A 24450-nucleotide genomic window follows, 5' to 3' on the forward strand; every position below is an offset into this window, starting at 1 on the left:
GCACTAGCCGACTGGAACAGGATCCGTTCCTTTGAGCGGCGTTTGCCTATCGAACTGAAGGATTCCTTCATGCCAAGATCCCCAAAGATACCAAGATCCGAGGCTGAATCCCGGATCAACAAAGTATTCGACGATGCGAGAATGCTCGGCCCCCAGCGCGTGGAAGACAAGACTGGTGTGTTTGAGATAGTATTCAAGCCAAGAAAGCAATCCTTGGAGGAACTGTTCTCCAAGCCCGGACCCGTGACGGGTGATTGACAGCAAGAAACTTGTCTATATCCGATTTACAATTTGACAATATCTGTCGAATCGATTTCACGCAAGATCTATATCGAGGTTTTCGATATCGATACTGGCTATGCAACTTCTTGTCTGCCACTTGCTATGTCTGTTCAACCTGACGGGAGTCCATGCTATCGGAAGTTCCGGCTGACGGAAGTAGAAGGCTTGACAGCATCTTTCTGTTCTGTTTTCGTTCCAGGCATGTCGAGCCATCGCACCCAGATACGAATAGGTTGAACCGACCGGACGGAGTCCGGCCATCGGCTTTTCAATTCGTGATCGGAGGTGTTTGCCATGAAGGCATTCTCAGGCGGCAGCAGACCGGATGGTCGAGCGCCGAGTAGTCCATCGACGTTCCAGTCCTATTTCCCGTCTGCCACGATCAAGTGCGCAGGCTTACCCTTCTATCGATCGCAGGCCGCCCGAGACTACGCGTGTCTTCTTGACGTCGATCCCGCCGTCTCGGTCTGGGAACCCTCGGATATCGTGTTCAGCAATGGCCTGGACGAAGTCGTCGTCGATTTCGACGTGTCCTCTGCAGGCTCGGGCTTTCTTGTGAAGGTCCGGGAAGGAGAACTCTTTGTCCTGGACTGGCTGGTCCCAGTGGCGCAGAAGGCCGGCCACGACTGCCGGGTAGTATCGCCATACGATCCGGAATCCGGCTGGAGGCTGAAGAATGCAAGAGATCTCCTCCGCTATGGCCACTTCGATATCGCGCTCGGCGACCGCATCCGGCTGCTGGCAGCACTCGCGGAGATGGGAAGCCTGACGATGGCCGAATGCCTTTCGGTCGTGCGGGAGCGCAACGCCGTGGCGACGATCGCTTCCATGATCCTCCACGGCTACCTGGAGGTCGATCTCGACGAGGGTCCGCTCGGCCCTGAGACGGTGGTGCGGCGAATAGAACGGTAGACGCCGGCGTCCGTTCAACCATTGTTCCAGAGGCATGATCCCATGAAGATGATCTCACACAGGCTGCCGCAGTTGGGGCTGGCCGAGTACTTCGCCTATTCCGCGATCCGCAGCCGCATCCGTCCGTTGTGCCGCGCGAAATGCTTCGCGATCGGTCTCGTCGTCGACCGTTGGGACGACGTCGAGATCTACCGTGCGGCGGCGCAGGCGTTCATCGAGCCCGACGGCTACCACCGGATGCGCGACATCAGCGGGGAGGCCGTCGTGTTCGACGACGGTCCCCGGCGCAAGCTGGAGATCGCCAGAGAGGCTCTCCGGCATGAACGAGCGATCCTCATCTTCCAGAGGAAGGATCTTGTTCCTGCAGATATCCTGCCGGTCCTCGACGCTATCGTTGAGGTTCCACGGCCGACGGCGAGGCAGATCAAGGGCGTCGTAAGATGGTTTCGAAGCATCGAGATCGACGATCTGCAGTCAGGCCTGCTCGCCGAGGCCGGCCTGAACCGTCTGCGGCTGATCATGCGCCCCGGCCGGCCGGTGAGCAGAACTCTGTCGGCACTGGCACGTATCGCTGAAACCGTGCCTGAGACGGTACGGAGCGAAGAACGGGGCGAGGCGGCACCGCGCCTCGAGGAGATGGCCGGCTATGGTGCCGCACGGGACTGGGGTCTCCAACTGGCGGCGGATCTCGCCGACTGGCGAAGCGGGAGGATCGGATGGCAGGATGTCGATCCGGGGCTTCTTCTATCTGGGCCGCCGGGAACCGGGAAGACGATCTTCGCGAAGGCTCTGGCACGAACCTGCGACGTTCCGCTCGTCCATGCCTCAGCGGCGCGGTGGCAGGCAAAAGGCCATCTGGGGGACTTCCTGAAGGCGATGATCCGCAGCTTCGACAGCGCACGTGCCCAGGCACCGAGCATCCTCTTCATCGACGAGCTCGACGCCTTCGGAGACCGCGCGGACGAACATCAGAATAGGTCCTACGACGTCAAGGCGATCAACGGCCTTCTCGAATGTCTCGACGGTACCCTGGGCAGGGAAGGGGTGGTCGTCGTCGCGGCCTGCAACAACCCGGACCTGATCGACCCCGCTATCCTGCGATCGGGCCGGCTGGATCGGCACATTGTAATCGGGCCTCCCGACACGCCGGCACGCAAGGCGATCTTCAGGATGCACGTGGCAGGGGAACTGGCCGACGAAGAACTCGACATCGCCGCAGCGACGACATCTAGTCTTTCCGGTGCGGACATCGCCCGGATCGTACGGGAGGCGCGCAGGGCTGCGAGAAAGGACCGGCGTCCGCTCGAGAAGGCTGATCTCCAATCGGCACTCCCACATTTCGTCCAGGTCTCCGATGAACAGCTTCGCGCGGCAGTCATCCACGAGATCGGCCATGCGGTCGTGGGCACGGTCCTCGGACTGCATCTGAGCTACGTGGCGGTATCGCCGGTGATTCCTGAAACGGGCACAGCCCAATTTCTGGGTGGAGCCTGCTTCGAGACGGAGCGCTGGAAGCGCCGCACGCTGCAGCACTACTTCGACCTCATCGCCCTGCACATGGCCGGCATGGCCGCCGAGGAGCTGTTCCTGGGCTTGCGCGACGACGGATCGTCTGGCCACGACGGTTCGGACCTCGAGCAGGCGACAAAGGTGGCAATCGAGGTCGAGCGGCTGCATGGGTTCGGCAGCCGGCTGGCTTCCTACGGTCCCCTGAACGAGCGGGTTTCGAAGTCACTCAGGCACTCGGATGCGGCGTTGATGAAGCTGGTGGACACGACTCTGCGCACACAGCTTGACCGCGCCAGGTACATCCTCGGAGAAAACGAGCAGGTGTGTGTTGAACTTCAAAAGCGACTTCTGCGTGAGCATCAGATTGCAGGTGAGGATGTCAGGCTCGCGGTTGGCGCTGGGGGGCTCTTATGTGGTTTCCAGGAAGATATTGGAGGGAGCTGAATGAGGCGGTTCTAGCTTCTGCGTGTCAAGATGATTGCTAGGGACGTCAAGTCCGGTCAAGCAAGCGTTCGAGATGCAACATGGGCTATGAAGACGCACATGCATTGCCGTCTAGCTCTGGGGGACTTGGAAACGTTTCAGCGACATCGGCAAGCGTCACAGCCGCAAACCGGTTCCGGAGAAGCTGCTCCGCCTCGGTCAAGACTTCATCCAGCGTGGCGTTGACCGCCTGCTCGATCTTGCAACCGGGCATGTCATACGCAGGGCCAACCGCAAACATCGATGGCTCGCCAACGGCGCGATAGATGTCGAGAAGGGTCAGCTCGGCAAGCGGTCGCGTCAGCTTCCAGCCGCCGCCATGGCCCTTGACCGAACTGACATAGCCCTGGTCACGCAGTCCTGCCATGGTGCGGCGGATCACAACGGGGTTGGCATCCAGCATTCGCCCAATCATCTCGGACGTCATCGTCCCGTCGTGCCGCCCCATGTGGATCAGGACATGCAGCATCCGCGACAGTCCACTGTTCTTTCTCATCCCCGATCCCTTCTCCGCTTTCAGCACCGTAGCACGCACATAGCTGGGAGGCCATGATACATTCGATGTGTCGTGACCGTTGAAAACGTAAGGTTATGGTACTTATGTTGTTGCGTGACTCGAAGGAGAAAGCATGACCAAAACTTACGACGTCATCATCATCGGTGGCAGCTACGCCGGCCTTTCCGCAGGCCTCCAACTAGCTCGCGCCCGTCGGAAGGTTCTGGTTATCGACGAGGGTCTAAGGCGCAACCGGTTCGCTTCGCACTCGCATGGCTTCATTACCCAGGATGGGGTTGATCCCTCGGTCATAGCAGCGGACGCTCGTAGCCAGTTGATGGAATACAGCACGGTGGACTGGGTTTCCGGCCGCGCGGAGACCGTACAACGGAACGGGTTGACGACATTTGGGCAGGTTCTTTTCGATGTAATGGTCGAGGCTAGCCGCTACCAGTCCCGCCGCATTATTCTCGCTCTCGGCGTACGTGACGTTCTCCCAGAGATCCAAGGCTTGAAGGAACGCTGGGGCAAAAGCGTATTCCACTGCCCATATTGCCATGGCTACGAGTTGAACCAAGGCAAGATTGGAGTGATCGCAGGCTCGGCGCTTTCGATGCATCATGCGTTGATGCTTCCCGATTGGGGACCGACCACTCTCCTGCTTAATCAGGCATTCACGCCTGATGCTGATCAGCTTGCAGCTCTCGCGGCTCGCGGTGTTGTCCTTGAACGTGGACCGGTGAAAAGCATAACAGGTCATGCAGATGTGAGGCTGCTAGATGGAAGCTGCCTGTCTTTCGAGGGTCTGTTCGCACTGGCCCCCTTCGAGATCACGAGCCAGATCCCACAACAACTCGGTCTCGACATGGAAGAGAGCCCTCTCGGCTCCATCATCAGGACCGATGCAATGAAGGAGACCAGCGTGCCCGGCGTCTTCGCATGCGGAGATGCTGCACGACCGATGGCATCCATCGCGCTCGCAGTCGCCGACGGCAATCTGGCTGGGGTCAACGCTCATCGCTCGTTGATGTTCGGAATGAAGTCCGGTGAGTAGTTTTGATGGTCGGCAGGACGGTTACATCGACGGCGTGCGGCGAAACGTGCCGGGCCTCGACGGTCTTCACCGAATGACGTGGCTGCTTCTCGCCGAACGGGTTCCTGTCGATGGACGGGTCCTGGTTGTCGGTGCGGGCGGCGGTCTTGAGCTGCAGGCACTCGCGGAGCAGGAATGCGGATGGACTTTCGATGGTGTCGACCCTTCTTCAGACATGCTCGCCCTGGCGCGGAGAACCGCTTCCAGCAACTTGGAACGCATCAATGTTCACCAGGGCGACATCTCCGCCGCTCCTGACGGTCCCTTCGACGGCGCTGTCTGTTCGTTGGTCTTCCATCACATCTCCCCTGAAGACAGAAGAAAGGCGCTTGAAGGCATCCGCCGTCGTCTGCGGCCTGACGCGCCATTCATCCTTGCCCATGTCAGCATTCCTTCTACGGAGCCGGAACGCTCTATTTGGATTGGCAGACATGTCGAGTTCGGGGCGACTGCCGATATGAACACCGATCGGCGAGCTTCGGCCAAGGCCGGCATGAGAGCGAAGACATTTATCCGCGCCCCGGAACAGGATCTCGAGGATCTTCGCGCGGCCGGCTTCAAGGAGTCGACTCAGTTTTTTCAGGCAATGAGCTTCCGTGGCTGGGTGAGCTACGCCTAGGGGCGTCATTTCCTTGCAGGGAACGCATCCAGTGCGAAGCTGGTCTTCTAGACCCGGACTACTTTCTCAGATGCCGTCTTCTGTTCGTCGAGGACGACGGTAGCACATCGCCACTCTGCCAATCCGGTAGCGAGTTCGGCCAACTCCGCCGTCAATACGTCAATAATTTCTACCATATCCGCACTCCTAGGACGCGTCATGGAGATAGCATTCGCGTTCAGTGGGAGCTTCTGGCAACTGCTTCATAAATACCGGAGTTTATAGGGAGAAGCGAAGGCAGCGGGCTCTTGAATGGTTTTCGCGACTGCATGCCGCACGCTTGAGACTTCGAGTCGGATGCGGGAACATGTTCATGCTGTTGTCAGATGGCTTTCTCCGATCGGACTCGACAGCCATCCCTGATCGCGGAACGGGACTGCCAGCAAGCTGCTCGATGTGGAGCTCAAATGCCGAGCCGGGCGCGTATCCGCTCCCACTCGGCAGTCAGCGCTTCGTTCTGATCGTCGAATATCTTCGTCGAGGCGAGGATCGCTGCGGTCGCTTTGGTCGTCTCGTAGTGAGCGAAGAGTTCTATAATCTGAGCTCGGTCGACGGGCTTTTGCGACTTGCGGCTGCCATTGAAGAGGATGTTGAAGTCGTTGAAAACGGTATCGCATCGCGAATGCAGCCACTCCATGCGTAGCCACCGGCCGAGGATCTCTCCGCTGAAGATCGCCTGCGCCACAACGCCGATCATTTCGAGATCGGTCTGGCGGTGCGCCATGAACGCGATCCAGACGACGAGATAGCCAAGGGTGGTGATGCGCTGCCAGCGAAGCATTCTCCGGACGATGGAGCGTGTGAAGAATACGCTTTCCATCGAGTTCGCCGCCAAGCGCCTGAGCGGGTCCTTCTGGTCGTTGTTGTAGTATCCGACCGTCTCTTCATGCGTAAGCGCGACGTCGAAGCTGTTCGAGAGCACCTGCCGTCGCCTCGCATCCTCCGCCCTCGGGAAGAGATAGAGATTCTGCACCAGCCCATGAACGAAGAAAAGGAGAGCGGCTATCAGAAAGGCGATCTGGACACCGATGCTCGCCTGTGGGTAAGCAGCCTTGTCGATCAGGAGAGTCACTACGGACAGGATGGATACCGCCCAAAACAGCCCTCCTCCGATGCGATCCATGAGCGCGAGGGGTGCATAATAGTTGGTTCCAACGGTATCGATCTGCGGCATGGTCTGTATCCTACTTGATTACGACGTAGAACGGCTCGCTCTGACCCACGATACGGTTGTCCCGCCGCCTAATGACGAAGGCCTCGGCCATATGGACACCCCGGTACTGCAGCCCCTCCCAGCGGCGGTCGCCGTCCGTCGGTTTCTCGAAACCGCCCCTGCCGCATCTGACGGCCATCGCCGCCGCACCCGTGTTGGTAATGCGCCAGCGGACATAGCAATCAGCCGGCACGGTCTGGAACTTGTTGATGCGTACATCGAACCAGAGCCCGCCACCGCGGGCGAGCGCTTCGCCCGAGAGGACGCGATGTCCTCTTCCCTTGAATTTCGTCGTGCTATGCTCGGCGAAGATCTGGACGTTCCGTGAAACGGTTTCGGCCATCGGCCAAGGTGGTGCCTGCTGATGACGGGGAGTCTTGAAGATCGACGGCAAGATGCCGACGCCGTAGTCGATCACCGTGTCGACGAGGCCGTCCAAGTGGGCTGCGGTGTCCCTGAGAAGAGCCCGCGCACGATCGGTCACCGATGCCTCGGCCTTCTTCACGTTCTCGCCCTTGGCAAATCCGTCTCCGAAGACCCTGCGCCACTTCTCGATGCTGCCCGCCCGATCAGTCGCCTCCACGGCTTCATCGATCCAAGTCCGGTACTTGTGGACAAAATTCCGGAAGTTCGCGTACTGCGTGTCGTTCCAGAGCTCCGCGAAATCCTGCGATCGGAGGGATGGGTTTTCGACCTTCGGCTTGTCGGGGCGATCCTGAAGCCAGTCGTCGAGCCGCGACATGATCGTCTGAAGAGCGCTCGGAGTATCCGCGAACGCCGTCGTGCCCTTGTCCCACCATTCAATCCGGTGGCCGATCAACGTTGTCAGCAGCACGGACTCGCAACTGAACCGCTTCTTGATGTCACGAATGTACTTGATCAGCCGCGTCGCCTTCCGGAAGGAGTTGTTGCCCGAATAGCCGTTCTTCTCCCTGATCCAGCGGGTGTACTCGACCGGCTGGGAGGCTTCGAACTCGTCGGTCCTCCTGTTGCAGACCTCGAGGGTTCCCTGATGCTCCCGGTCAGCGACCAGGGGGGCTATGTCGATCTTGCAGTCGTCGGCATAGGTAATGGTGACGCAGTAGTCGTAGACGACTGTCATCTCGCCGTAGCGCTTGCTTTCCCGGAACACGCGTCCGAGCTCCTTGACATACTGCGCCGCGCTCCAGCCATCCACCGGCCTGACCTTCACGAGCAGGTCCGCGTCGAACTCTCCTTGGTCGACCGGGCGGATGATCGTATCGTGCGCCCACGATCCTTGCTCGATGAACTGGAGGATGCGAGGGTGCCAGTCCGACTCTTGAAGGAACTCCTCGATAGCTTCCACGCGGGCCCCGAGCAGATCGATGCGTGTCTGGTTCAGATTTACGGTGCCCTTCAGGAAGTCGTTGAAGTCGCTCACCAGCTTCATGGTTCTTTCCGATCTTATTGCGTCTAGGCCTTCGGCGGCACCGACCTGCGTGCGGGTCTGTCCAGAAGTCAGATTCACACTAGGGATCTTTTAAGTATGTCTACTCCGAACAAGGTGGGAATGTTGATTTCCGGAGTCAAGACCCATATCGTATCGCTACACCGAACAATGAAAACGAGCGAAGCGATACTGTCATGAGCCAGGCGACATTCGGCAAGAGGATCAAGGAGCTGCGGACGAAGCAGGAGTTGACCCTCGACCAGCTCGCTGCTGCGACCGGCTCCTCGAAAAGCTACATCTGGGAACTGGAGAACAAGGATCCGCCGCGTCCGTCGGCCGAGAAGCTTGCCGCCATCGCCGCCGCCTTAGGCGTCACCACCGACTACCTCATCGGACGGGAGGACGTGACGCTTGCCGACGCACAGGACAAGGCGTTCTTCCGCGAGTATAGCCAGATGCCGACCGACACGCGGGAGAAGATCCGCGCGATGGCGAGGCTGCTCGGAGGTCGGAAGGAGTGACGCCGAGATCGCCGCGCAGCGTCGCCAACAGCATCTCGCTGGTGTTGAACGCGGCCTACGGGAACGACCGCTTCGACCACGGCCCGGTCGACGTCGGGCAGCTTGCCCTCGACTATACGAAGCAGATCTCGCCGGACAGTCACATCGAACAGGTTGTCGCGGAGGATCTTCCCGGATGCGACGGAGCGCTCGTGCCCGGCGACGCACTCCCACGCCGCTGGGCCATCATGTACGACCGAAGGCAGAACGCTGGACGCCGAGCCTACACCATCGCCCATGAACTCGGACATTTCCTGCTCCATCGTCGGCTTGTGGATGAGGATCCCGACTTCGACGGCGGCTTCCACTGCTCGAAGGAGGCGGTCGAGCATGGCGCAGGCGCTGATATCGAGAAGGAGGCCAACGAATTCGCGGCCAATCTCCTCATGCCGCTCGACGACTACCGCCGGCAGATACCCTCTGACCGACCTGCCACATTCGAAAGACTTGGCGGCGTGGCCATCCGATACGGGGTCTCCCTGACCGCCGCGACCCTGCGATGGCTCGAATATACGACAACGAGGGCTATGGTAATAGCTTCGGTCGACGGGTTCGCGCTCTGGGCGAAGTCCAGCGAGGCGGCTCTTCGGTCAGGCCGCTTCCTGCAGACCAGAACAGGGCTGTTCGAGATGCCGGCTGCGTCTCTGGCAGTCAGAAATGCGTTCGGGACGGAGGCGTTGCAGGGCGTCGCTCAGCCAGCAGGGGTCTGGTTCCCCGAGCCAGTCTTGGAGATGTGCGTGCGCTCCGGCAGGCATGACTTCGAGCTCACGCTTCTTTGTTTCGAGGCTCGGGCTCCCGCGCTCCAGGAAGAGGAAGTGCTCGAGGATACCTACATTCGATTCTTCAGGCACGCCAGCCGATCTTAAGCTTCGGAGCACGGCTTGGCCCGTTGGTCGTGCGATTGCCGTTCGGAGAGAGGGCAGCATCGGCACCTGCAGCCTACGGCGGCACTGTGGTATCTGTACGGATTCGTCACGACGACGTCCGAGCTGACGATGACGACTACCGTACCCTGCTAATCGGCAGGGGGACTTCATTCCGCCACCTGTATGAACGGCAGCCGGCGGGATACATGGCTGGCGGGGTGCGGACAGGTCGGGATACTCGGCTCGTTCCGATGTTGTGATATCCTTAGGAGTTTCCGGATATGCATGTTCAAACGTGACTTGCGGGCCGCCGGCCGTCACGATAGGAGCCGCCAACCAGGCGATTGCCGGGCACTTCGGTTCTGCAGGAAGACGATGAACGACACCAGCGATCCCATGATCCGTGCGGAAATCCGGCGCAGGCTTTCGGCAGCCCATTTGGGAAAAGATGCGGTGATCGTCGACGAGCTCCGCGTCAACCGTGGCGGCGCTCGCATAGATGTGGCTGTCGTCAACGGACATATCGACGGATACGAGATCAAGAGCGACCGCGACACGCTCCAGAGACTGGATCACCAAGTCGGCCTCTATGGACAGGTGGCAGACCGTATGACGCTTGTCGTCGGCGAGTCGCATCGGGACGAGGCTCTTCTTCGGATTCCAGACTGGTGGGCGGTCATGGTGGCAAGACGTGCTGGAAATGGCTGCCGTCTTGTCCGCGATCGGCGCGGCAGGCTCAACGGCGCTACGAGTATCGAGGCCCTGCTTAGGATGCTCGAACGCCACGAGCTCATCGCACTCCTATCGGGTCACGGCGCGTGCAAGGGTGCTTCGAAGAGATCGCTTCCAGACCTCGTCGCCACGGCGGCCGGGCAGATTCCGCGCGGAGAAATCGTTGCGTTCGTTAGGCATGCGCTGAAAGTTCGGACTGTGTTCAAGGCGCTGGGTGGGATGTCTGCCTACGGCCGCTCGGCTATCATCTGCGGGCCATCCTCGAAAGATGCTGGTTCGCTCTGACCGAAAGCCATGGGCCGGGCACTGTGAAGGCGGTCGGCCCCACGCGAAGGTTTCCCCCGGCGACAGCTTCGATGACCTGCGTTCCCCAGCACCTCTCCCTGCCCGCCCAAGACGGATCTCGAACGAGAGCTTGGGAAGAGCGGATGAAACCTTGGGGATCGTCCTTGTTGAGGTCGAGCTTGACCTGCCAGCTTTCAGGTTTGACTAGATCCACATGGGGGTACCATCCATTGCTGCCAGAGCCTGGCGGGCGTTTGGCGACCGACATGTAGTCGCCGTAGCCGACACTCCACGATCGCCCCACAAGACGATGAAGCGAGATCTCGTCCATGATGATCTCTTCCGGATGATCCTTCAGCGAATCCTTCGGGAAGCTGTTCGAGAGCACGACGACTGGTAGACGTTCGAAATCCTGTCCCATCTGCTGCCTCACCTGAGCCAGGAACGAACTGATCTGGTCGACATTCGCGGGAACACGATTCCGTACATACCCCGCATCGATTAGCAGGATCATGCCTGCCGGCGGCCAGTAGCCGATAAGTGGCAAGGCGCGCAGGAACAGAGTTGGTTCTCCGGGTTCCTTCAGTCGGATACGCAATGCTGCGCAACGGCCCAGTTCGGATGCGACGGAAATCTGCCGTGCGATCCCCTCCGGCGTTGTCATGCGAATGCAGGGGAGCAGGTTGTCCAAACCTGCCACGATGCGAATCCACTGAAGCGGCCCCTCGACCTCGTCGGCAAGCATTCGTAGATGCGTATTAAATGCCTCCTTGCGGTCGCGTTGCCTCTGATCCGAGGCAAGCTGCCTTTCACTCCTCTCTCGGATCGGAACGCCGCCCAGCCTAACCAACTCTGCGCTGCGCCTCCGCCGCTCCTGTTCCGCCTCGGCTGCGGAGGTGATGGCCGCCGGCGTGGAATCGAAATCAACGATGGCACCTCGGCCCGCTAGGGCATCGAGGAGGGCCGCGGCAGCTTCCGCGAAACTCTCCGCGTTACGGTGACGTGTCAGTGTGACGACTGGGAAGCAGCGGTCCTTCACGTCTTCAGATGCCCTCTCGTAGGCGAGAAGCTCGAACGCCTTGGTACTCAGGCAAGGGTAATACATCGCATGAGACATGTGGAACTCCGGTGACCCTGCATTCGATCAAACGAGATGCCTTACCAGATCACAACTTCAGACTGAAACAACCCATGTTTGCAGTTGTGCACATGATGTCAACAGAGCCGTTCTTCGGTGGTTATCTGCCAGATGATCGGCAGCTCACGTCTTCGCGATAGGCCGATCACGTAGGAAAGTGTCACTTCAGCATCGTCGATAAGCGCGCCGTCTGCTTTGACGCTAGCCCTGGCTGCCTGAGCAGCCACGTCGTCCAGAGATCCGGCAGCGAGTTTCACGATAGCCGCGACGTCGTCGAGTATAGAGAACCTGTCAGGAGCTGGGACTGCGAGGGAGCCCGGCATCAGCACATCGACCCAAATGATCCCGGATAAGCGCGGACCGATCACAGGGCTCAGGCGGTCTACCCGTCGAACGTTCATGGCGGGACCAGTCGGTCGATCGAGCGGAACATATAGCAGATCGGCCCGTCCTCGACGCCACAGCGTCTCAGTGCCGAGGTCGCGAACCCGATATGCGAATAATATGAACGCCGTGTGTTGGCTTCCCCGCGTTCGCTCATCAAGGTTCGCTTGCCGATATCCTTGCCGCTGTCCTTGCCGAGCGATTGGGTCAGCGCGAGCACGTCCAGCAGGTCGTCGAGCGCTTGGAAGGCGGAGCCGACGTGAAAGGCCATTTCCGCCAGCGCTTCCGACTGATCCGACGAGCGTTGGTCGAGAATACATGCCATCTCCGCCATGGCGGCGAAGAGGCGTCCAGTTTTCAGCCAGTTCTTGCGCTCAACATCGATCTCGGGGCTTTGTCCGTCGTTGAGATCGACTTCCTGTCCAGCGGCGAGGCCGGTAGCGCCGACAGCGAGACTGAGAGAGGCGACCAGGCGGGCGCGGGCCTCGCCGGGCAGGCCCTCGATGGTTGCCAGAATGTTCATGCCGCGGGTAAGAGGGGAAATGCCGGCCAAGATTGCGGTTGACTGGCTGAAGACGACATGCGTCGTCGGCTTGTCACGGCGCAGAGCAGCATCGTCCATGCAGGGAAGATCATCGAAGATAAGCGAGGCGGTGTGAACCATCTCGATCGCGCATCCGACATCAACTGCCAGCCCCCGGTGCGCCGGTTGGAGTATGGTGAGGACGAAGTGCAGCGGACGGAAACGCTTGCCGCCACCGAGTAAGGCATGCCGCATGGCGGCGGCGAGGTTCGGCGGCGTATAGTCCGAAGTGTCGAGAAGTACCCGCAGGCGGTTCTCGATCTCGAGCGTCAGGTCTTTGGTAATCTTTCGGTTTTCTTGTTCCGGAGTTCGGTCGTCCCGCCAGAAAACGCTTTCGCTTTCGCCCTCTTCCGGCCTCGAGACATTCTGCAGAGGAATAGGTTTCACCATAATGGACATCCTGAAGGCTGGCTAAAATGCCGGTCGTCTACAGCCTGCCGTTCCTCAGTCGTTCCGATAGCGCAGCCAACGAGTATCCGACGTTCCTCCACCGGATGAATCGCGTTCGGCGTTTCCTATGCCTTCCGGCTATCTCATGGAGCAGAGTCGCAGGCCGCTACGCTCTTCCGCGGCCTCGGTTCACTGAGCGACGGTCGGGTTTCCCGAAATCTTTGCTAGATAAGCCGCTAGTAGCGTGTAGGATTTGGCCGGGCACCGAAACGCGATATGCCCGTCGGGTCGGACAAGCACGACGGCAGACTGGCCTGCCAGGCCGAACGCTTCGTGAACCAGGCCGTCGAGATCGAAGACCGTCTCCGCCCCATGATGACCACAGGCGTCCGGATCAGCCACGACGATGGTAGGCGAGATCCAATCGACTCCTGATGCTGTCCCAGCGGCTTCCCATAGAAGCGGATGGGACGCCTGATCGCCGCCATCGAGGAGAAGCAGTCGCCAGCCCCACGACAGGCGGTTTCCATAGAACATGTCGAACAGCGAAACATCATGACCCGCGCTGTCCGTCAGCTCGGCGTAAGGCGCTCTATCTCCGGCGCGAAGCGCGCCGGCACGCTTCGGGTTGAACGCCGAGAAATGATCCTCGCTGATGAAGCTGTCCGGGTACCCGACGGTCAATTGTTCGAGATCGCTGCCACCGAACACGTAGGACCCGATACTGGGGACCAATCCGGCGATCGTTCCGATGAGGCCGTCTGCAAGCTTGTTCCGGTGCATAAGCTGCTCGAAGCCTCTGACCTGCTGCTTTCCGAGAGCCTCGTGCGCGCCATGCCGCTCCGGCCCATAGCTCTCCAGGATCAGCGGACCGGCAGCGCCGGAAAGTGTCATTGCCAGACGCCATGCGATGCTGACAGCATCGAGGAAGCCGGCGTTCATCCCCTGTCCGCCGATCGGCAGCGTCCGGTGGCCGGCATCTCCGGCGAGGAATATCCGGCCCTTCGCATAGGCCGGTGCTACGCCATGGCTGAAGGTGCCGTAGGACGACCAGGTCGGGTCCGTCAGGTCGAATGACTGATCGCCGGTGACTTCGCGCGCTCTCGTCACCATCTCCTCGCGTGTCGGCTTGCGATCCGGCATCTTCTCGCTCTGCTCGAGAACGAACAGTCGGTGGCCGCCTTCCCATACGGGCAGAACTCCCGCGAAACCGTGTGGAAACAGGAAGAACCTTGCGGTGTGCGGTTCAGTCGACCTGCGCCAATGCAGCGTCCCGTCCATCTGTCGCAGCGCACGCCCTTCGAACTCCTTCACCTCGTAGTCGAGACCGGCCGCCTTGCGCGCGGTACCGGGAGCGCCGTCGCAACCGACCAGATAGCGACAGTTATAAAAGACGTGGCCACCGACCCGGATGCCGTCTTCGTCCACGGGAGCGACCTCCACCGAGACACCGTCGTCGCTCTGCTTGATCGCGGTTGCCTCGCGGCCATACTCTACGGCGATCCCGCGCCCTGCCAGTATGTCGGTAAGGACCTGTTCGATCACGCCCTGGTTGGAGAACAGCACCCCTTCGTATGGACTGTCCGATCCGCGTGCGTCGAGACGCGCGAAGGGAACCTGATCGAGGAAGAACTGCGTGAACGGCGCTCGGTATGACTTGTCGGAGATCGGATCCAGCACCCCGATGGAGCCGAGAAGCTCCTGGGCGCGGGCGATGACGTTATGTCCTTTCGACGCCCCTGAAATGCCATGCGCCTTCTCGATGATCCGGAAACGCACTCCGTGATGAGCGAGCGCGCAGGCGGTCGTCAGGCCGATGGGCCCCGCTCCGATGATAAGGACATCCGTATCGATGTGTTGCGTGTCTTGGTCGTCCATGTGGTCCTCGTCTATCGGATACAGGAACCGGAGGCACCCTGCCGGGATGCCTCTGTCGGAGTGATCAGTGGGCTTCCGGCAGAAGGCCGCTGGAAAGGAGAGCCATGCGCGCGGCGCTTCCCTGTGCGAGCATCCATCCGGGATATTCCGGCGAGCTCGCACCGACTTTGTTTAGCGCGTCGATCTCCTGCTCGGTCAGAGTCAGGTCCACCGCCGCAAGATTGGCGTTCAACTGATCCACGTTCTTGACGCCCGTGATGATGCTGGTGACAACCGGCTTCTGCCGGAGCCATGCAATGGCCACCGCTTCGTGCGACACTCCATGAGCGGCCGCGATTCCGTCCATGACATCGAGAACCCAGGTGCCCTTCGCATCATCGACGGGAGGGAAGGGAATGGTGGCGCGCCGTCCGCCCTTCTGGTCGCGATACTTCCCGGTCAGGTATCCGCCCGCCAGAGGACTGAATACGAGCAGGCCGAGACCATGGGCCTCGATCATCGGAACGACTTCGCGCTCGATCCCGCGTCCTACAAGTGAATAGTATCCCTGATAGGTCTGGAACTGCGAGTTTCCGAGCGAACCGGAGATCCCGAGCGCGGTCGCCACCTGCCAGGCTGCCCAGTTTGAGACACCGATGTAGCGGACAAGCCCCTGCCGGACCAGATCGTCGAGCGCGCGGAGCGTTTCCTCGACAGGCGTGGCAGGGTCCCATCCATGCATCTGATAGAGATCGATATGATCGGTTCCGAGCCGCTTGAGGCTGGCCTTGACCGCCTCCACGATGTGGACGCGCGATCCGCCGCCGTCGTTGGGTCCGGAACCGATGGCATGTTCGAACTTCGTCGCCAAAACGACATCCTTGCGCGCCACTCCCAGCGTCCTGAGCGAATGTCCGACGATCTCCTCGGCCTGTCCGTTCGCATAGACGTTGGCGGTATCGATGAAATTGATCCCGGCGTCGAGCGCACGGCGGATGACGGCATCGACGGTATCCTGAGTCACGCCGCTTGCGGCGGCGTAGCGACCTCCTGCCTGGCCGAAGGTCATCGTGCCGAGGCACAGCTCCGACACGAACAGTCCTGTTTTGCCTAGAGGGTTGTAGCGCATGTTATGTGTCCTTCGAGTGATGCATCGCAGGCTGGAGAAGCCCGGCGCGGCAGTTAGAAAACACACTATTACGAGACTTGCAAGTTCCGATACGGCAGTGTATCAAATTGTTAGGAAAGGACGTGCGTCATGAAGTCCCCGACTATAAACGAAGCCCCAAGCAAGGCGACCGACGGCGGTGTCGCATCCCGCGTCGGCAGGAAAAGGGACCAAACACGCGACGCGGACCTCCTCGAAGCCGCCATCCAGGTACTTGCCGAGACAGGCTACGACCGGATGACGATGGACATGGTCGCAGCACGAGCCAAGGCCGGAAAGGCGACCATGTACCGTCGCTGGCCGTCGAAGTCCGACCTCGTCCTGGACGCCGTCGCTCATATGAAGCGCGACCAGGTCGATCCCGGAAACCTGCCGGACACGGGGTCGCTGCGCGGCGATCTCCTGGCCTTGTTCAAGCCGAAATCGGTGCAGGAAAGCGAACTGAAAATGAAGGCACTCTCCGGGCTTTCGTCGATGCTCGCTCAGCACCAGGAGCTTGCCGACGCCACCAACGCCGTCATAGTCGAACCGTGGACGTCGGTGAACAGGGTGCTGATCCAGCGTGCCGTCGACCGCGGAGAGTTCTCCGGTGACGTCGACATCGACACGCTGTCCCAGGTGATCCCGTCAATGTCCGCGTATCGCAGCGTCATCCTGCGCAAGCCCGTCGACAAACCGTTCCTCACGGCGATGATCGACAATGTCCTCATCCCCGCACTTACCTCACCCCGACGCTCCTCCAACTAGACTGTAAACTGCACGAAAGGACTTCCCGTGAATACCGTACTCGACCACGTCAGCATCCCTGCCGTCTTCGTCGCCGCCGTAGCCGTCATGGTTCTCGGCTTCCTCTGGTTCGCCGTGGCGTTCAAGCGACGGTACGCCGTCGTTCTCGGACGTGTCGGCCAGCCCGACGCTATGGGGCCACTATTTATCGTCGGGCCTTCGATCTGCGTTTTCGTGACGGCGTTCACTATCGCCTACCTCATGAGCGCCCAGCGGGTCGCTAGCCTACGCGAAGCGCTTGGCTTCGGAGCGGTCGTCGGTCTCGGCTTTCTGGCGGCTACGTCGATGAACATGGCGATCAACCCGAACATTCCGCGGCCGATCGCCTACGGTCTCCTGAGCTCTGCGTATTTCTTTGTGTCAAGCGTCCTGATCAGCGCGGTCGTGTATCTCGTTTCCTGAGGCTTCGACGATGACGGAGATGAAGGCCGGTCTGCCGGTTCTATCCTTCCCCGACGCCGACGCGCTGGAGGCATGGCTCGGTTTCAATCCTGAAGCGCCCGGCCTTTGGATCAAGTTCGCGAAGAAGAAGGCGGACGTGCTACCTACCTTGGACAAGAGCTCCGCCCTTGATGTCGCCTTGTGCCACGGGTGGATCGATGGTCAGGCGGCGACCTATGACGAAGGGCATTTCCTGATGCGCTTCACCCCGCGGAGGGCGAGGAGTCTCTGGTCGCAGGTGAACCGCGTGCACGTCGACAGGCTTGTCTCCGAGGGTAGGATGCTGCCTGGTGGCTTGGCGCAGGTGGAGGCTGCCAAAGCCGATGGCAGATGGGAAGCCGCATACGCGTCGCCGAGCAGGATCGGAGTTCCCGACGACGTGGCCATGGCGCTATCTGTGAATGGAACCGCACACGCCGCGTTCGAGGCGCTCGGCAGATCGAAGCGATACGATCTGCTGCTTCCAATCGTCACCGTGAAACGACCTGATACGCGGGCACGAAAGATCGCTGCGCTTGTCGCGGCTTTAGCGGAATCGGCAACTGAAGGCGAGTGATGTTCCATTTGGTTTTCGCCCTCCCATGGCTGGTCGTCGTCCTTCGCTACCTCCAGCCATTACCGTGGCTCTGGTCGGTGAAGGTAACGGTGGCGGTCGTTCTTCTGATCGCCTCGCAGTACCATCTATTCAGTCGGATCTCGTCCGGTTCGGTGTTCTCCCCCGAGTTCCCCCGGCCGCTGATCCTCGCTTTCAATATCCTCTTCGGCGCGCTGGTGCTGCTTGCCGTGTTCCAGATCGTGACGGATCTTCTCTTTCTCGGAGCGGCGGCCGTCAAGGGGGGACTCCGGCCGGTCCCTACGCCGTTTCGATACGCAATCGGCGTATTGGCGCTCACACTGTCGGCGCTGGGGGTCAGCCAGGCAGTTCGGGTTCCGCCCGTTAGGGATGTGGAAGTTGAAATTTACGGGTTGCCCGAAGCGTTCGACGGATATCGACTGGTGCAACTGACCGACCTGCATCTCAGCCGCCTCTTTCCAGCCTCTTGGGCGGAGAAGGTCGTTGAGGGGACGAATGCGCTGGACGCCGATCTGATCGTTATCACCGGCGACTTCATCGACGGCAGCGTGGGAGACCGGACGGAAGATATCACGCCGCTCGCCGGACTGCGTGCCAGAGATGGGGTCTACGCCATACCCGGCAACCACGAGTACTTCTTCAGCTATGACACCTGGATGCGCCATCTGGCCACCATGAACATGAAGTTGCTGTTGAATGATCATGCCGTACTGGAGCGAGACAAGGAGGCGATCGTCCTCGCCGGTGTCACGGACTTGTCGGCGGCCGAACACGGCGCACCGCCGCCGGACTTGACGAAGGCCCTTGCGGGTGCACCGCCCGACGTTCCGGTAGTCCTGCTCGATCACCAGCCCATGATGGCTCGGAGATCTGCATCGGCAGGTGTTTCTCTTCAGCTTTCAGGCCATACTCATGGTGGCATGATCCGCGGACTGGATCTTCTGGTGGCTCAAGCCAACAACGGCTTCGTTTCCGGCTGCTACAAGATCGGTGCCATGACGCTTTACGTAAGCAACGGGACCGGTCTCTGGCCGGGATTTGCGCTGAGGCTTGGTGTTCCTTCGGAGCTGACTAGGATCACGCTGCGACGCAGTCTGTGACATGAGCTGGTCCGGCGATGTCTCCAAGCGAAAGCTGCCGGATGGCGTCTTGTTCAGGACGTCAGGTAGACCGACGGCGGTGTCGACTGATGCTTTCCGATCCCGCACTGCCCGAGGCCCCTCTAGGGCGGCTGGCGTCGAGCCCTGTTGGCCTAGGCGACACGACCTCCGGGGAACCAGCAGCCGGAACCATTTGATGACCGACAGCCTTGGACTTCCCTTGAGACGACGGCGTTTCGGCGATCTCTCCGACCACCTTCATTTGCGAAAATACTAAGGCAAGCCAGTCTATGAAGACCCGCAGTCGCCGGGGGACATATCGCTGGCTAGGGTACAAGACTGATACCGGCGTCGGGGTAGGTGGGCAGTTCGGTAGAACTTCAACGAGCACACCCGATGCCAGATCCTGTTCGAACCGGAATCTCGGTGCCTGTGTCAGGCCGAATCCCATTCGCGCCAGCGCCGCACTTGTATCTGAACTGTTAACGGTGACCGGTGAAGAAATCGTTACAAGGCGGACCCCTTGGGGTTCGACGAACTCCAGCGGGAGCACGGTGCCGGTCCTCGAAGAAGCGAACCCTATCATCCTGTGACTCTGCGTATGCAGATCCGGGATGCACATCGGTGTTCCATGCTTCGCGAGATATTGCGGGCTGGCGACCGTTATCTCATCCAACAAGGCAAGGCGGCGGACGATCATGCCACTCTCGACCGGCTCTCCGGCACGCACGACGCAGTCGACGCCTTCCCGAACGAGATCAACGAGCCTGTCACCGTCTCCGACGTGCAGTGTCAGTTGTGGGTGGTCCGTTGTGAAACCCATCAGATGAGGCAGGAGAAACTGACGGAAGAGGTTGCCATGTATGTCGACGCGCAGATGACCTTTGACCGATACCGTCGCGAATTCGTCCTCCATGCTTTCGAGATCGGCTAGGAGTGCACGGCATCTCTGAGCGTAGGCCTCGCCCTCGGATGTCAGAGCTACGTGCCGGGTCGTCCGTTGAAGAAGCCGAACGCCAAGACGGCGTTCTAAAGCCTTAATCGCGTTCGTGGCTGTAGCCCTGGGAACCCCGAGATCGTTGGCTGCCGCAGTGAAGCTCGCTCGCTCCACAATCCGAAGGTAGAGGTTCATACTGTCCAGCAGGTTCATGCCTGCATTGTTATCGACAACGGAACAATGATGTCAACTGACACCTGATTATCATCATGCGGCGTCCGGCTATCGTTGCATCTCGTCGATTGGAGATGGGCTTCCAGCAGTGTGTTCGGTGCAACAGTTAGCTGACTCTTGTCAGCCGCCCACTCATGCAGAAATCGGCGAGGGCTGTATATTATCGATCCGCATCAGGCACCTGGCGTGCGTGCGACTGAGCACGCTTTCTTCCGGACGTCGGCGAAGCGGTTTGGCGTTTCCTGCGGTCCTACCTGACATCCGACCACTATTGGTTCCGATTGCAGGCTGGCCACATTTAAGAACGAGCAAAGGGTAAATGACATGAACTTTCGAGACGCAACCATCCTCATCACAGGCGGCAATTCGGGCATAGGCCGCGGACTCGCCGAAGCCCTCGCTGACTTAGGCGCAAAGATCATCATCACCGGGCGAGACAAGGATCGGCTAGACGATGTTGTCCAGGCGAACCCTGGTATGTCTGCCTACGAGCTCGACGTGACAAGCAGCTTGGGTATCAATACTTTTGCGGCGCAGGTCACGACTGAACACCCCGAACTCAACGCCGTCATCCACAACGCCGGCATCCTCGCTTACGAAAGCGTCCTCGGCGGATACGACATGGAGACCGTGGAGAAGGTGGTCCTGACCAACCTGATCGCGCCGATCGGGCTGACATCCGCCCTCCTTCCACACCTGCGCGCCATGCCGGAAGCTGCCATCGTCACTGTCTCGTCAGGTCTGGCCTTCGTACCGCTCGCCTCTGCGTCAGCCTACAGCGCGAGTAAGGCCGGTATGCACTCCTGGAGCCAGAGCCTTCGCCATGAGCTGCGCAGTACGAATATCTCTGTGGTCGAGATCGCGCCTCCGCTGGTGGCAACGGAACTCACGCCCGGCCAGTCGCGCAATCCGCACGCGATGCCGCTGGACGCGTTTATCGAAGAGGCCGTCGGCCTGCTATGCGCGGATGTGACCCCGGAAGAAGTGATCGTCCAGCGGGCAATTCCCCAGAGGACAGCCGAGCGGGCAGGACAGTTCAAGAAGGTGTTCGATCTGATTAACCCGAACTAACAGTGACTGACGGTGCTGGTCCGGTACCAGCACCGTCCCTCCGCGACAGTGATCCATGGCGATAGATGGTTCCATTGTATGATTGCCGGTCGCGGTTCGACCGACACGGCCTCGATGGCACGCACATGGCCCGTCAGGAAGCAATCGGAGTAAGGTAGGATTGGTTTGCAGGTGGAGACGAGACCGGTCAGCTCAGCCCAGGAACCCAGAAAAGAATGGAAAAAGCACGAACCTTGACCGGCACAACAGATCAGGACCATACATAAAAGGCGGGTCAAATCTTGGTGGAACTTGCCGGGTCAATTCTCAGTGGAAATCAACAGAACTGCCGCCTGACTTGACGAAGGCCCTTTCGGTTGCACCGCCCGACGTTCCCGTAGTCCTGCTCGATCACCAGCCCACGATGGCTCGGAGATCCGCTGGCAGGTGTTGTTCTTCAGCTTTCCGGACATACTCTCGGTGGCATGATCCGCGGACTGGATTTCCTGGTGGCCCGAGTCAACAACGGCTTTGCTTCCGGTCGCTATGAAATCGGTGCCATGACGCTGTACGTCAGCGACGGGACCTGTCTCTGGCCTGGATTCGCGCTGAGGCTTGGTGTTACTTCGGAGCTGATCAGGATCACGCTGCGAAGGAAGTAGCGATCTGGAAGCCATTACTTGTTTGGCGAGAGCATTGTCATAACTGCCGCGACGTTCTCGCGGTAGTTCGACAAGGCAACGTTCAAGAGCCTGCAGATCGGCCCGACTTCGAACACGCCACGGTATTCGTAGATGGACTACATAATCGATTGAAGGTGCGCTCAAGCTTCCTTTAGCCCAGCAGGCGAATGGTTGCATCCGTCTGCTGTGCCACCGCGAAGTAAGCGGATGCCTTTCGCAAGATCGGCTGGCCTGACGAAGCTGGCGGGTCTCTCGCCTAAGAGCATTCATATTCTCGGCCGCGTCGCTCGGCGGGGCTGTTTCTTTGTCGCTATCAACCTCGGTTCCTTCACCACTCGTGCAGCGTGGCTGGCGGGCAACCAGTCTTACCTGCAGTAGATGAAACCGCCACCCGTCGCGATGAGTGTTCCGCCTCGTGATCCAGTACCATGCAGATAGCACGTCCTTAGATTTCGAGCGAAGACTTGCTCGTTGTCTTGCTCATGTCGACGGCACTTGCGGATAAGTTTTAGTCTTCGGGAACCCCGGTGCGGTTCAGGAGTCGGTGTCCCGCCTAACTTTGGCGAGACACCGACGAGTGGTCTACTCAATCACGGTAACCTTCGACCCGTTAAGGAATTTCGCGGGTTCGAAGCCGCGAGCGCTGGCCATAGGCACCATCAGCAGTTGGATCGGCAGGATCTCCAAGACGGGCAGCAGGCCTTCGACAACGCTCGGTAGGATCAAAGCGATCTGGTCGTGGGGAAGGGCGGCCGCCGTATGCTCCGGCGCGACTACAAGGCAGCGGCCGCCGAGGCGGGCAATGTCTGAGACCGTCTTCAAGTTAAGGTCGAACGTCGCATCCCCGCCGCCAATGAACAATACGCTACGGAAGCCTTCACGCACGAGCTCCAATGGGCCATGACGGAACTGGCCTCCGGAAAAGGCTTGCGTCGATGCCTTGGCAGCCTCGGCCGTGACGAGGGCGGCCATCATCGCGCTCGCATAGCTCGCGCCTCGCCCGATGAAGGACAGCGGCATGTCATGGCCGAGGAAGGCAAGAGTCTCCTCCATTTTGCCGGGCAAGGTGGATAGCAAGTCTTCGATCGCATTGGCCAGTGTGTCGATTTCGACAGCCAGCGTTCCTGTATCGCCAATCAGCAATCGCTCAAGGATGTAGAGGGCGACGAGACCTGCAGTATAGGTCTTCGTCGAGACGGTTTGTTCTGGGCCGACGTTGGTCGCCAGTTTCAGGTCCGCCCAGCGCGACAGCGTGTTGTCGGGCGTGTTCGTGATAGCGACCTTGACGCTCGTGCCACGATCAAGTTCCGCCATCCGGCGGAGTTCGATGCTTTCACCGGATTGGGAAATGGCTATGACGAGCGTGCCGGGCCGCAGAACGGACGGCGCTTGTTGGATGAGCTCAGACGAATCCCAAAGCGACACCGGCACCGAAAGCGAGTGGCTTAGGCGGAGGGAGGTGCCATAGGCGCTGAACAGAGATCCGCCCATCCCAGTCAGGATGATGTGTCGAACTTCTCCTGCGTCGATCCTGGCCCGGATCGCCTCTACCGCGGCGGTCATGGCAGGGGTGATAAGCAGGCCGAGCCCGCGGATCGCCGCTGGCTGTTCGGCGATTTCGTCGAGATAGGATTTTGACATGGAGGCTCCGTTTTCAATCAGGTTATGGCGAAAATTTGCGCTGCAGCGCCCATCATGCCGGCGTCGTTTCCGAGCGAGGCGAGCGAGAAGCGGACGTGTCCGAGATACATATCGAGGCCGCAATTGCGCGCCTCCTCCTCGAGCGGCCCCAGGATCAGATCGCCAGCAGCGCTCAATCCGCCGCCGAGCAGGATGACGTTTGGCGCGAAGATATGCGCCCAGGTCGCAGCACCTCGCCCAAGCCACCGGCCGACCTCGTTCAACATCTCCATGGATGCGGGATCGCCGTCCTTCGCGCAGGCGATAACGTCGGATGCATCCACTTTACGACCCAACCGGTGCGCGCGGCCTGCGAGAGCGCTCTCGGGACGGTCAGCGCAGTAGCGAGCGGCAGTGCCGTTCAACGCGTCGCCGGACGCGAGCGACTCCAGACATCCGAGACAGCCTTGGCGGCAGCGGCGGACATCGTCTGCCCGCACGATCAGATGCCCCGCATCGCCGAGACATCCACCCGAAGTGACGAACGGCTTTCCGCCGACCGTGAAGGCGACGCCGATGCCCGTGCCGGCGGCGATCAAGAGCAGCCGGCCAGCATCGCGGTCGCGACCGAACTGTGCTTCGGCAAGCCCGGCCGCGGTCGCATCGTTCTCCATGCGGGCTGGCAACCCGAACTGTTCGCCTATCATGGCGGCCAGCGGAATGTCGTCGAGCGCCGGAATGTTGCCAAGCGTGCCGGACAGATGATCGGGATTGACGGGTCCTGGAAACCCGATGCCGATGCCACACGGCTTCGCACGTGGATGTGTGGACGTCAGATCCCGGATCGCGTCGGCATAAAGCGCGATGATGCGCGGCGCGTTGTCGTCACGGCTGCGGGCCAAGGGAATGCGGCGTCGATCAATCACGGTGCCGTCTGCGGAAACCAGACCGATCTTCGTGCTGCCTCCGCCGATATCTATGCCGATTGCGAAATCCACACTGAGG

22 protein-coding genes and 3 pseudogenes are annotated in these 24450 nt (G+C 60.2%); 13 read left to right on the forward strand and 12 right to left on the reverse strand.

From position 1 onward, the window contains the following. The first annotated feature begins 576 nt into the window (after positions 1 to 576). Positions 577 to 1194, forward strand: a complete 618-nt coding sequence (locus U8330_RS19805; protein WP_323106970.1) for a hypothetical protein — start codon at positions 577 to 579, stop codon at positions 1192 to 1194. 42 nt (positions 1195 to 1236) lie between these two features. After that, entirely contained in the window at positions 1237 to 3147 is a 1911-nt protein-coding gene (locus U8330_RS19810) for an AAA family ATPase (protein ID WP_323106971.1), read from the forward strand. Between the two features lie 85 nt (positions 3148 to 3232). On the opposite strand, the gene U8330_RS19815 is transcribed toward U8330_RS19810, so the two are convergent. Beyond that, the gene (locus U8330_RS19815) at positions 3233 to 3682 is read right to left on the reverse strand and encodes an Rrf2 family transcriptional regulator (protein WP_323107384.1); all 450 of its coding nucleotides are present in this window, start codon (positions 3680 to 3682) and stop codon (positions 3233 to 3235) included. A gap of 133 nt (positions 3683 to 3815) precedes the next feature. On the opposite strand from U8330_RS19815, the gene U8330_RS19820 reads away from it, so the two are divergent. Together U8330_RS19820 and U8330_RS19825 are read left to right on the forward strand one after the other, a co-directional pair. Then, positions 3816 to 4736 carry an NAD(P)/FAD-dependent oxidoreductase gene (locus U8330_RS19820; RefSeq protein WP_323106972.1) on the forward strand — a complete coding sequence of 307 codons (921 nt, stop codon included), beginning with the start codon at positions 3816 to 3818 and terminating at the stop codon, positions 4734 to 4736. After that, positions 4729 to 5394: a class I SAM-dependent methyltransferase gene (locus U8330_RS19825; RefSeq protein ID WP_323106973.1), complete on the forward strand. Its 666-nt coding sequence runs from the start codon at positions 4729 to 4731 to the stop codon at positions 5392 to 5394. The genes U8330_RS19820 and U8330_RS19825 overlap by 8 nt, the downstream gene beginning before the upstream one ends. Before the next feature lie 442 nt (positions 5395 to 5836). Here the strand turns inward: U8330_RS19825 and U8330_RS19830 are convergent, their stop codons facing one another. Next, positions 5837 to 6607, reverse strand: a complete 771-nt coding sequence (locus U8330_RS19830; RefSeq protein ID WP_323106974.1) for a hypothetical protein — start codon at positions 6605 to 6607, stop codon at positions 5837 to 5839. 10 nt (positions 6608 to 6617) lie between these two features. Further along, complete coding sequence (locus U8330_RS19835; RefSeq protein WP_323106975.1) at positions 6618 to 8057, reverse strand: SMODS domain-containing nucleotidyltransferase; 1440 nt, start codon at positions 8055 to 8057, stop codon at positions 6618 to 6620. Positions 8058 to 8251: 194 nt separating this feature from the next. Here U8330_RS19835 and U8330_RS19840 point away from each other — a divergent pair, with 194 nt between their 5' ends. From U8330_RS19840 to U8330_RS19850, 3 genes are all read left to right on the forward strand, one after another. Continuing rightward, positions 8252 to 8578, forward strand: coding sequence for a helix-turn-helix transcriptional regulator (locus U8330_RS19840; RefSeq protein WP_323106976.1), 327 nt, complete (start codon positions 8252 to 8254; stop codon positions 8576 to 8578). After that, positions 8575 to 9483, forward strand: a complete 909-nt coding sequence (locus tag U8330_RS19845) for an ImmA/IrrE family metallo-endopeptidase (RefSeq protein ID WP_323106977.1) — start codon at positions 8575 to 8577, stop codon at positions 9481 to 9483. The genes U8330_RS19840 and U8330_RS19845 overlap by 4 nt, the downstream gene beginning before the upstream one ends. Positions 9484 to 9858: 375 nt before the next feature. Beyond that, the gene (locus tag U8330_RS19850; RefSeq protein WP_323106978.1) at positions 9859 to 10500 is read left to right on the forward strand and encodes a sce7726 family protein; all 642 of its coding nucleotides are present in this window, start codon (positions 9859 to 9861) and stop codon (positions 10498 to 10500) included. Here U8330_RS19850 and U8330_RS19855 read toward each other — a convergent pair. The 5 genes and pseudogenes from U8330_RS19855 to U8330_RS19875 form a co-directional block, all read right to left on the reverse strand. After that, positions 10460 to 11617 carry a beta family protein gene (locus U8330_RS19855; protein WP_323106979.1) on the reverse strand — a complete coding sequence of 386 codons (1158 nt, stop codon included), beginning with the start codon at positions 11615 to 11617 and terminating at the stop codon, positions 10460 to 10462. The two genes, U8330_RS19850 and U8330_RS19855, sit on opposite strands and share 41 nt — an antisense overlap. A gap of 119 nt (positions 11618 to 11736) precedes the next feature. Then, positions 11737 to 11961 (reverse strand): annotated as a pseudogene (locus U8330_RS19860) (DUF808 family protein); the annotation flags it as partial. 74 nt (positions 11962 to 12035) lie between these two features. Further along, entirely contained in the window at positions 12036 to 12995 is a 960-nt protein-coding gene (locus tag U8330_RS19865) for a polyprenyl synthetase family protein (RefSeq protein WP_323106980.1), read from the reverse strand. Between the two features lie 189 nt (positions 12996 to 13184). Beyond that, complete coding sequence (locus U8330_RS19870) at positions 13185 to 14873, reverse strand: FAD-dependent monooxygenase (protein WP_323106981.1); 1689 nt, start codon at positions 14871 to 14873, stop codon at positions 13185 to 13187. A 64-nt stretch (positions 14874 to 14937) separates the two neighbouring features. Further along, positions 14938 to 15981, reverse strand: coding sequence for an aldo/keto reductase (locus U8330_RS19875; protein ID WP_323106982.1), 1044 nt, complete (start codon positions 15979 to 15981; stop codon positions 14938 to 14940). Positions 15982 to 16110: 129 nt separating this feature from the next. Here U8330_RS19875 and U8330_RS19880 point away from each other — a divergent pair, with 129 nt between their 5' ends. The 4 genes from U8330_RS19880 to U8330_RS19895 are packed head-to-tail and all read left to right on the forward strand — an operon-like array spanning position 16111 to position 18921. Continuing rightward, on the forward strand, positions 16111 to 16767 hold the full coding sequence (locus U8330_RS19880) for a TetR/AcrR family transcriptional regulator (protein WP_323106983.1): 657 nt from the start codon (positions 16111 to 16113) through the stop codon (positions 16765 to 16767). Positions 16768 to 16794: 27 nt separating this feature from the next. Then, entirely contained in the window at positions 16795 to 17208 is a 414-nt protein-coding gene (locus U8330_RS19885) for a DUF1761 domain-containing protein (protein ID WP_323106984.1), read from the forward strand. Positions 17209 to 17218: 10 nt separating this feature from the next. Then, positions 17219 to 17803, forward strand: coding sequence for a YdeI/OmpD-associated family protein (locus U8330_RS19890; RefSeq protein ID WP_323106985.1), 585 nt, complete (start codon positions 17219 to 17221; stop codon positions 17801 to 17803). After that, a complete protein-coding gene (locus U8330_RS19895; protein ID WP_323106986.1) occupies positions 17803 to 18921 on the forward strand; it encodes a metallophosphoesterase in 1119 nt (372 codons plus the stop codon). Before U8330_RS19890 ends, U8330_RS19895 begins: the two co-directional genes overlap by 1 nt. 61 nt (positions 18922 to 18982) lie before the next feature. Here the strand turns inward: U8330_RS19895 and U8330_RS19900 are convergent, their stop codons facing one another. Then, on the reverse strand, positions 18983 to 20071 hold the full coding sequence (locus tag U8330_RS19900; protein WP_323106987.1) for a LysR family transcriptional regulator: 1089 nt from the start codon (positions 20069 to 20071) through the stop codon (positions 18983 to 18985). A 345-nt stretch (positions 20072 to 20416) separates the two neighbouring features. Between U8330_RS19900 and U8330_RS19905 the strand changes: the two genes are divergently transcribed. Together U8330_RS19905 and U8330_RS19910 are read left to right on the forward strand one after the other, a co-directional pair. Beyond that, a complete protein-coding gene (locus tag U8330_RS19905; RefSeq protein WP_323106988.1) occupies positions 20417 to 21163 on the forward strand; it encodes an SDR family oxidoreductase in 747 nt (248 codons plus the stop codon). A gap of 331 nt (positions 21164 to 21494) precedes the next feature. Beyond that, positions 21495 to 21804, forward strand: a pseudogene (locus tag U8330_RS19910) (metallophosphoesterase); the annotation flags it as partial. Positions 21805 to 22017: 213 nt separating this feature from the next. Here U8330_RS19910 and U8330_RS22445 read toward each other — a convergent pair. The 3 genes and pseudogenes from U8330_RS22445 to U8330_RS19925 form a co-directional block, all read right to left on the reverse strand. Beyond that, positions 22018 to 22255, reverse strand: a pseudogene (locus tag U8330_RS22445) (IS3 family transposase); the annotation flags it as partial. 152 nt (positions 22256 to 22407) lie between these two features. After that, positions 22408 to 23466, reverse strand: coding sequence for an SIS domain-containing protein (locus tag U8330_RS19920; RefSeq protein ID WP_323106989.1), 1059 nt, complete (start codon positions 23464 to 23466; stop codon positions 22408 to 22410). Between the two features lie 17 nt (positions 23467 to 23483). Then, positions 23484 to 24443 (reverse strand): ROK family protein, encoded by a 960-nt coding sequence (locus U8330_RS19925; RefSeq protein ID WP_323106990.1) that lies wholly within the window; start codon positions 24441 to 24443, stop codon positions 23484 to 23486. Positions 24444 to 24450 lie beyond the last annotated feature (7 nt).

The organism is Rhizobium sp. CC-YZS058 (genome assembly GCF_034720595.1).
GTDB lineage: Bacteria > Pseudomonadota > Alphaproteobacteria > Rhizobiales > Rhizobiaceae > Ferranicluibacter.

What these genes read in the sequence shown, in the direction of transcription:
- U8330_RS19865 (WP_323106980.1), bottom strand. Translation starts at nt 12,995, where the DNA reads ATGGTGAAACCTATTCCTCTGCAGAATGTCTCGAGGCCGGAAGAGGGC.
- U8330_RS19880 (WP_323106983.1), top strand. Translation starts at nt 16,111, where the DNA reads ATGAAGTCCCCGACTATAAACGAAGCCCCAAGCAAGGCGACCGACGGC.
- U8330_RS19820 (WP_323106972.1), top strand. Translation starts at nt 3,816, where the DNA reads ATGACCAAAACTTACGACGTCATCATCATCGGTGGCAGCTACGCCGGC.
- U8330_RS19870 (WP_323106981.1), bottom strand. Translation starts at nt 14,873, where the DNA reads ATGGACGACCAAGACACGCAACACATCGATACGGATGTCCTTATCATC.
- U8330_RS19905 (WP_323106988.1), top strand. Translation starts at nt 20,417, where the DNA reads ATGAACTTTCGAGACGCAACCATCCTCATCACAGGCGGCAATTCGGGC.
- U8330_RS19840 (WP_323106976.1), top strand. Translation starts at nt 8,252, where the DNA reads ATGAGCCAGGCGACATTCGGCAAGAGGATCAAGGAGCTGCGGACGAAG.
- U8330_RS19875 (WP_323106982.1), bottom strand. Translation starts at nt 15,981, where the DNA reads ATGCGCTACAACCCTCTAGGCAAAACAGGACTGTTCGTGTCGGAGCTG.
- U8330_RS19890 (WP_323106985.1), top strand. Translation starts at nt 17,219, where the DNA reads ATGACGGAGATGAAGGCCGGTCTGCCGGTTCTATCCTTCCCCGACGCC.
- U8330_RS19815 (WP_323107384.1), bottom strand. Translation starts at nt 3,682, where the DNA reads ATGAGAAAGAACAGTGGACTGTCGCGGATGCTGCATGTCCTGATCCAC.
- U8330_RS19835 (WP_323106975.1), bottom strand. Translation starts at nt 8,057, where the DNA reads ATGAAGCTGGTGAGCGACTTCAACGACTTCCTGAAGGGCACCGTAAAT.
- U8330_RS19895 (WP_323106986.1), top strand. Translation starts at nt 17,803, where the DNA reads ATGTTCCATTTGGTTTTCGCCCTCCCATGGCTGGTCGTCGTCCTTCGC.
- U8330_RS19810 (WP_323106971.1), top strand. Translation starts at nt 1,237, where the DNA reads ATGAAGATGATCTCACACAGGCTGCCGCAGTTGGGGCTGGCCGAGTAC.
- U8330_RS19900 (WP_323106987.1), bottom strand. Translation starts at nt 20,071, where the DNA reads ATGAACCTGCTGGACAGTATGAACCTCTACCTTCGGATTGTGGAGCGA.
- U8330_RS19855 (WP_323106979.1), bottom strand. Translation starts at nt 11,617, where the DNA reads ATGTCTCATGCGATGTATTACCCTTGCCTGAGTACCAAGGCGTTCGAG.
- U8330_RS19920 (WP_323106989.1), bottom strand. Translation starts at nt 23,466, where the DNA reads ATGTCAAAATCCTATCTCGACGAAATCGCCGAACAGCCAGCGGCGATC.
- U8330_RS19830 (WP_323106974.1), bottom strand. Translation starts at nt 6,607, where the DNA reads ATGCCGCAGATCGATACCGTTGGAACCAACTATTATGCACCCCTCGCG.
- U8330_RS19805 (WP_323106970.1), top strand. Translation starts at nt 577, where the DNA reads ATGAAGGCATTCTCAGGCGGCAGCAGACCGGATGGTCGAGCGCCGAGT.
- U8330_RS19850 (WP_323106978.1), top strand. Translation starts at nt 9,859, where the DNA reads ATGAACGACACCAGCGATCCCATGATCCGTGCGGAAATCCGGCGCAGG.